At 31.7% G+C, this 7,491-nt stretch carries 7 protein-coding genes and 1 pseudogene; 1 reads left to right on the forward strand and 7 read right to left on the reverse strand.

The window, feature by feature from the left end; all coding sequences use genetic code 11:
* Positions 1–31: 31 nt before the first annotated feature.
* From IZU26_RS11645 to IZU26_RS11675, 7 genes are all read right to left on the reverse strand, one after another.
* Positions 32–1,780 (reverse strand): glucosyltransferase domain-containing protein, encoded by a 1,749-nt coding sequence (locus IZU26_RS11645; protein ID WP_433279194.1) that lies wholly within the window; start codon positions 1,778–1,780, stop codon positions 32–34.
* Between the two features lie 138 nt (positions 1,781–1,918).
* Entirely contained in the window at positions 1,919–2,386 is a 468-nt protein-coding gene (locus tag IZU26_RS11650) for a hypothetical protein (RefSeq protein WP_433279196.1), read from the reverse strand.
* Between the two features lie 3 nt (positions 2,387–2,389).
* Positions 2,390–3,277 carry a ChbG/HpnK family deacetylase gene (locus IZU26_RS11655; protein ID WP_433279197.1) on the reverse strand — a complete coding sequence of 296 codons (888 nt, stop codon included), beginning with the start codon at positions 3,275–3,277 and terminating at the stop codon, positions 2,390–2,392.
* Positions 3,270–4,187 carry a glycosyltransferase family 2 protein gene (locus IZU26_RS11660; RefSeq protein WP_433279199.1) on the reverse strand — a complete coding sequence of 306 codons (918 nt, stop codon included), beginning with the start codon at positions 4,185–4,187 and terminating at the stop codon, positions 3,270–3,272. The genes IZU26_RS11655 and IZU26_RS11660 overlap by 8 nt, the downstream gene beginning before the upstream one ends.
* 32 nt (positions 4,188–4,219) lie before the next feature.
* Complete coding sequence (locus tag IZU26_RS11665; protein WP_433279201.1) at positions 4,220–4,633, reverse strand: GtrA family protein; 414 nt, start codon at positions 4,631–4,633, stop codon at positions 4,220–4,222.
* A 2-nt stretch (positions 4,634–4,635) separates the two neighbouring features.
* The gene (locus tag IZU26_RS11670) at positions 4,636–5,880 is read right to left on the reverse strand and encodes a hypothetical protein (protein ID WP_433279203.1); all 1,245 of its coding nucleotides are present in this window, start codon (positions 5,878–5,880) and stop codon (positions 4,636–4,638) included.
* Positions 5,881–5,899: 19 nt separating this feature from the next.
* Positions 5,900–7,084 carry a nucleotide sugar dehydrogenase gene (locus IZU26_RS11675; RefSeq protein ID WP_433279205.1) on the reverse strand — a complete coding sequence of 395 codons (1,185 nt, stop codon included), beginning with the start codon at positions 7,082–7,084 and terminating at the stop codon, positions 5,900–5,902.
* 116 nt (positions 7,085–7,200) lie between these two features.
* Between IZU26_RS11675 and IZU26_RS11680 the strand changes: the two are divergent.
* Positions 7,201–7,491: pseudogene (locus IZU26_RS11680) on the forward strand (ISAs1 family transposase); the annotation flags it as partial.

The following is a 7,491-nucleotide window of genomic DNA, read 5'->3' on the forward strand; positions in this document are numbered from 1 at the left end:
TTCTAATATTGTCATATAAAAACTGAACACATTATCCTTCTATGTTTCTTGTTTTTATAACTTTAAAATTTGGATTTTTGAATGTTATAAGATATTGATCTCCTGAGCCTTGAATTTTATTATATTGATTATCAATTAAAACAGGTAAATCATCTCTTCTAAAATCGTTATTTGTTCCGGCCTTTAATTCGCAAAAATTATAAGATTGCAATACAAATTCTGAAGATCTATGAGAGGTTAATCCAATATCAATTAATTCTTTTGCAACCGGATAAACTTCAATAAGATTTTGAACTGTCCTTGAATGCCCTATATCCGATACAAATAAAAGTTCAATATCTTTGTCTGTATCTTTAATAACTTCAGAAAGGTCTTTCAATAAAAGAGTTGTCCTGAACTGTATATAATTTTTTTGATCTGCCTGCGCATTTCCATAAGCAAATGAGAAAGCGAACAAGCACCATGAAAAACAAAAAGTTACTAACTTTGAAAGATTTAAAAATTTATTTGAAGTTGAATTTGTGCAATCCAATAAGATGACCGATATGCAGCCAATAAAGACTCCAATTCCTATAAATGCCCTTGCAGAATATAAAGGTTTTTCCAATGCAAGATACGAGCCAAACGTAAAAGGTATTGAAATAATCAGTAATATAAAACAAAGAAAAGCTGATAGGAATTTATTTATATTGGTATTTATATAAGAATGAACGATAAAAAGAATGAGAACTGCCATTGAAAAATAGAAAATTGGAGTTCCTCCCAATTGTGATAAAAGATTTTCTATATATGTTATTGTATTTGGAACGAGACAAAAAATATTTATTGCTTCATCCGCATAAACTTCATAATCTGGTTTTGGAATGAATGTCTTTGAAAAAATAAAAAGGGTTAATCCGTAACATAATACGCATATAACTGTTGTTTTTACAATTTCTTGTAATGTTTTTTTATTGCCGGTCAACATCTTAAAAACACATAGCATCGACATAAAGATATATATTCCGGAAGCGGATTGGTAGGAAGTACACATAAAAAATAAGCATAAAACAGAAGTCGTGATAAAAGTCGTTTTATCTTCAATAAACAAGAAAGGTATTATGCTTACTAAAAGTGCGAAAGCCATGTAAGGAGAGTCATATCTGTAAGAGAGGTTTGAAAGAAAATACGGAAACAATCCCACGGGTAAAGAGGCTATACACGAAAAATAAGTGAATCTTTTATTGAATATGTGAATTATGAAGAATGAGGCTAGGGCAACAAAAAAACTTGCAATCATCTGCGTTAGAGGAGCTATATCAATTAACTGCTTTGAAGTATGGAGAAATATCGAGCCTATCTCAGAAATATATCTGTACCAATTCATCCATTCTCGTGAACCTTCTATTTGTCTTGCAAGGTCATCGATTGCTTTGTTCCAAAAATTTGCACGAAGAATTGTTATGTAGCCAAATAAATATAAAAAAAAGATTGTAAAAAGATATTTTTTATTGTTCTTTATCAAAGTAAATACAATTTTAAAAGATTGTAGATTGTGTTCAAAAATTTCTCTGCCTTTTTGTGTAAACAGAACCGCATTTATAACCAATATTGTAAAAATTCCACATATTGAAAATGCAAACATCTGTTTCATCCAAAAAGAATCGTGTATGTCATCGTGTTTTAGTTTTTCCGCGAACAAAACCGCTAGATGCTGGATTTGCGGAAAAAGACAAGGAATAAGCGCTAACATTATGAAACCAGAAAAAAGTAAGGTGATGATTTTATTTTGTTTTTTCATATTTTCTCCAATTTTCGATTGTGGTGTTTTTATCCAATAATCGTTAAAATGATTATTAAGGGTAGTTTCATAATCATTTTTTTAGATTTATAACAAAATGATTATTTTTCCCATATAAATCGTGATAATAAGATTCTTTTAAACATTTGTAGATTTTCCAAAAGAAATCCATAATGATTTATCGTCGCCTATTAGTCTTGCTTTGTCATCCGCATAATAAAAATCAGCATCTATAATTTTATAATAAGCTATAAAAAAGAAAACGGTAAAAAAAAGAATAAAAACTATAAAATCTGTTTTTTTTAACTTTGAAAAAATGTTGAAAAATATTTGTCTTCTTTTTTCTCTGGTTTTTGTTCTGAGCATAAGAAAATTGTTAAAAATAAAAATTGTGCAAAAAAAAACAGGTATGTGCAATATGCCTTTTAGAATCCTTGACCACTTTGCGATATCTCTCAAATTTCTGCCTATAATCTTATCCATAGAATCAATTATTAGGCTGCTTGTATAATTAAAGGATAATGCAGCAAAAAATAACAGAGTTATTACAGATAAAATGAATGGTAAAAGATTATTTTTTTTTATTTGAATAATGTTTTTAATCATAAATCAATTCCTTTTCATATTTTCACACGTGAAATATTCAACTTTTCGGTTTTTTGATAAGTGAAAGTCTGTAAAACCTTCTTTTGTAAATTCTTGTGTAAGTTCTTCTTTTAGCATTGTACCAGGATGAAATAAAAGTTCAAATTTGCGGTTGTGTTTTATTGCTTCACTTTTAAAAACCGGAATGGCGTTTTTAATTCTTTCGTCCATCTTTCCGCTGTAATAAACTCCACAAAGATAACTGTCTGGAAGATTATTCATTTTTAGAATTTTAGAAAATCTTTTTGAATAGTAGTTTAAAATCAAACACTTTAGAATATTGCTGAAATTTGTCTTTTGGCATTTTGATTTTTTGTAAAAATTTATAGGGTCGTTTGTGTTTCTTATGTATTCAACTTGATAATTTTTTTCTTTGATCGCTTCAAAAATTGCTTCTTTGAAGATAGGTATCATGTGTGGATGTTGATGGCTATCTATTCGTAACGCGTTGATGTCTAAAACTCCTGCTTTTATACATCTGTCTATCTGTGCAGTAATTTCTAATACAAGTTGCTCTTTTATTTTTTTTCTTTTGAGTGGGTTGTAGTTCCATATCAAAAGTTTCCCCCAACTAAGACAGAAAAAACCTTTTTCATCAATCAAATCCGGAATCAACTCACAATTAGATACAGGTTTTCCTTCCATAAAATTTAAGTGAATAGAAAATTTTATTCTTTTGGGAAAATCGTTATTAGATTTCTTTAATTTTAGGATACTGCTATCAAAAACTTGTAAATTTGGAATAATACTTATACTGTCGAGTTTTCCTTCTTTGCAAAGACGGATTATATCATCGTCAGAATTTTGTGATAAAGCATAATCGTCTGCATGAAAATCTATGAGACTATTCAATTTTTTCACCTATTATATATTGAGGTCGAGCTTTTACTTCATCATAAATTTGAGCAATGTAAACTCCAATTATTCCTAGCGAGATAAGAGTTGCGCCAAATCCTAAAAGCAAAACAAGAACAATCGTAGGAAATCCTTGTGCAGCATTTCCTCTTAAAAAACTTATCAACGCATCTATGCTTACACTAATTGCAATAAGAATAAAGATAAAACCAACAACTGTAATTATGTGTAAGGGAGCATAACTAAAACATATGACGTTATTTATAGCATAGCGAGTTAAGGCTTTTGTAGACCATTTTGAAACTCCAGACATACGCTCTTGAACTTCATAATAAACTGTGTCCTTTTTAAAACCAACCCAAAACGAAAGCGCTCTAAAGAATGTATTGCGTTCTCTCAAAGCAGCAAGTTGAACTATCACTTTTTTGTCTAGGAGTTTGTAATCGCTGGAGTTTTTCATGTCCATCTTTACCGCTTTACTCATAAGTCCATAAAAAATTTGACTAAAGGCTTTGTGCAAAAAACACTCTTTACCCCTGAAAGTTTTTATTCCCTCAACAACTTCAAAACCTTCTTTCCACTTGTAAAACATTTCTTTGATGACGCTAGGCGGATGTTGCAAATCTGCATCCAAAATGACAGCACAATCGCCTGTAACATTTCTAATACCGGCAAAAAGCGCAGCTTCTTTGCCAAAATTTCTTGCAAAGGAAATACATTTTACACGCATATCATCTTTGTGCAAGTTTTTGATTTTTTCTAAAGTCTTATCTTTCGAGCCGTCATCTACAAAAAATAATTCAAAATCTGCGTCTATATCTTTAAAAGTCTTTAATATTTCTTCATAAAAAGGTGTGATATTTGATTCTTCATTATAACAAGGAACTATAAGAGATACTTTATACATACAAAATCCTTATATAAAATTTATTTTAGATTTTACTCTTTATCTTTAAACACAACAAGCCTTTGACCAAGGTAATTTATTGCTAGATATAAAAATTCTCCTGTGAGCATTGCAATATTATCTTTGATTTTTACGCTTTGTGATGAAAAAATAAGATAGATAAAATATTTTGCAAGAACGTATGAAATTAAATAACAGATGACAAGCAAAACGATGAACTGAATAATTTGATTGAGGCCTTTTTTATGATTTTGAAATGTAAAATATTTATTTAAAAAGTAACTGCAAATTCCTCCAACTACATAGTTGCAAGCTGAAGAAAACCAATAATTACAATGAGCAAGATTGTAAAGCAAAAACATTGTTCCCGCTCCGACAATCGTATTTATTACACCTACGGTTAAAAATTTGAGCAATTTTACATCAAAAAGTTCTTTAATTTTCATTCTCATTTCTCACACGCTTTAATAAACTTATTACAGATTTCAGACCAGTCTCGTCCCTGTAAATCAAATTGATAAGTACAAGAATCTTTGTTCATCGCTATTTGCACTTCTTTTATAAAATCTTCATAAGAATAAGTTACGCTTATTCCTACATCCCTTAGTTTTGGAGTGTCACAGTAGGCAACTATTGGTTTGTTCGCTGCCATGGCCTGATAGTATTTTGCAGTTATTCCTAAAGGCCTGTCTCTATAAAAATTTGTTTGATAAGGAACCATGACAACTTTACAGTTAGTAATCCAAGAAGGAACTTCATTTGGTTTTATACCTGGTATATAAAAAAGATTTTTGATTTGGGAAACTTTTTTTTGGATTGCAGGCGAAGGATAATTTGGACAGACGACAATGTAATTGTAATCAAGATTTCTTTGTGCTGCAAAAAAAAGCAAGTTCCATTCAACTTCCCACGCTCCAACATATAAAATCGTATTTTGTTTTTGAAGCATTGTCGGTACAGGATATTTTTGCGTGTATGAAGCAAGATCAATTCCGTTTGATAAAATTTCGTAGTGGACTTTGCTTTCAAAATCCGCAATAGTTTTTTTGTAACAATTAACACCTTCTTCGTTGACGATTAGGCTTAAATCCGCTTTGTATAAAATATTTCTTTCCAAGTTTTTTACACGCTCAGGAACAGTTGCATAGACCATAGGATCGCTCGGACGGTATATCATCTTTGCTTCTGGAAAAAACTTTTTTAATATATCGATGAACGCAACTCCCTCGCATGATTCAAAAACAAAACAGTCTGCACCTGAAAAATATTTTTTACAAAATTTCTTAAAACTTTTTAAAGAGTGTACCAAAAGCCAGTTCATAACTTTGTCACTTAAAAATCGTCCTGCACTGTCTGGAAGCCTAAAAGTAGGGTAAGTAATGTTTAGCAATTTTTTACTTTTTCCTTTGTCAGTTTGAATATAAAAATTATTTTCCGTTAATTGTTCTCCTTCATTTAACTCTTCTGCTACTTGTGAATTTTTAACAGCATAGTATTTACCCTTAGAGAGAGTTTTTATAACATTCCTATTCAACTGTTCTCTCTTCATAAAAAGACCATAATAAGGGCGAGGGAAACTGAAAAAAACGATCTCAATGCCAGAAAGACAGGTTGCTTGAGCAAACTTGTGAAAGCCTCCCTGCCTCCTTGTGTCCCAGTTATGCGTCGTGATAAAGACAATCTTTTTAATCATAAAATTAAATCTATAAAAATTAATCTCTTGAATAAAGGTCGCGAGTGTATACTTTTTCAGATACCGGACTGAGTTCTTTTGAAAGACGATTTGCAAGAATTACATCACAGTTTTTTGCAAAGTCATCAAAATCTTGAACTACACGGAATTTTTCAAATTCATCGCACGTAATGGTAGGTTCATAAATTAAAACCTCAATCCCTTCTCCTCTAAGAATTTTCATTATATCTTGAATAGAACTTTGACGAAAATTGTCGCTGTTTGCCTTCATCGTTAGACGGTAGATTCCAACGGTTCTAGGACTTTTAGACAAAATTTGAGAAGCGATAAACTCTTTTCTTGTTTTGTTGGATTGTACAATCGCTTGGATGAGATTTTGCGGAACAGAATTGAAATTTGCAAGCAGTTGTTTTGTATCTTTGGGAAGACAGTAGCCACCGTAACCAAAAGAAGGATTGTTGTAGAAATCTCCAATGCGAGGATCTAAACTTATTCCTTCTATGATTTGCTGAGTGTTTAATCCTCTCACTTCTGAATATGTGTCCAATTCATTAAAGTAAGCAACGCGAAGAGCAAGATAGGTATTAGCAAAAAGTTTAGTCGCCTCCGCTTCAGTACAGTTTGGAGTTAGCACTGGAATATCGGTTTTTATAGCACCTTGTTTTAAAAGTTCTGCAAACTCTAAAGCCTTAACTTTAAGTTCCGGCTGTTCAAGGGGATAACTTACAACGATGCGGCTAGGGTATAGATTGTCATAAAGGGCATGGCCTTCACGAAGAAACTCAGGACTGAAAAGTAGATTTTCTATTTTAAAACGAGAATGGATTTTTTCTGTATAACCTACAGGAACAGTTGATTTTATTATAACCGTAGTTTTTGGACATTTTTTTTCGATAATTTTTAGGACGGATTCAATAGAAGAAGTATCAAAAAAGTTTTTTTCAGTATCGTAATTTGTAGGAGTTGCAATAACAACAAGGTCAGGATTGTTGTATGCAGTTTCAACATCCGTAGTTGCAACTAAGTCAATATTTTTTTTTGAAAGATATTCTTCAATTTCTTTATCGACTATAGGAGATTTTTTTGCATTGATTAAATCTACCTTTGATTTTATAAGGTCTATAGCCGTAACCTTATTGTGCTGAGCTAAAAGAATTGCGTTTGAAAGGCCCACATAGCCAGTTCCTGCGACAGTTATATTCATGATCTAAGATTATAGCAAAATTTGTTTATATATTAAAGATTAAAGAAATCTTTTCCACGGAAATCAATTTTGCTCGAGTACTGTTTAAAAAGTTGCTCCTTTGGTAAAATGAACGCATGAGGTGGGAAGAATTAGAAGAAGCACTTGCAGTGCTTGAGACAAAGCGGGAATACGACGGATATTTTTGCAGCGTACAAGATGCGGTTATCATCGTGATTCTGGGAAGCCTGTGCGATTTGCAAAGCGTAAAGAAAATCCACGCATGGGCAACGACCGAACATGTCAGAACATTCTTAGCAGAAACGTTCGGAATCAAACGGATACCGTGCTATTGGTGGCTGTTAAGTTTGCTTGCAATCATATGTCCGGAATCATTGAATGAGTGTATGAAACAATGGGTTGCTTCC

The organism is Treponema sp. SP13 (assembly GCF_050938355.1).
Classification (GTDB): Bacteria; Spirochaetota; Spirochaetia; order Treponematales; family Treponemataceae; genus Treponema_D; species Treponema_D socranskii.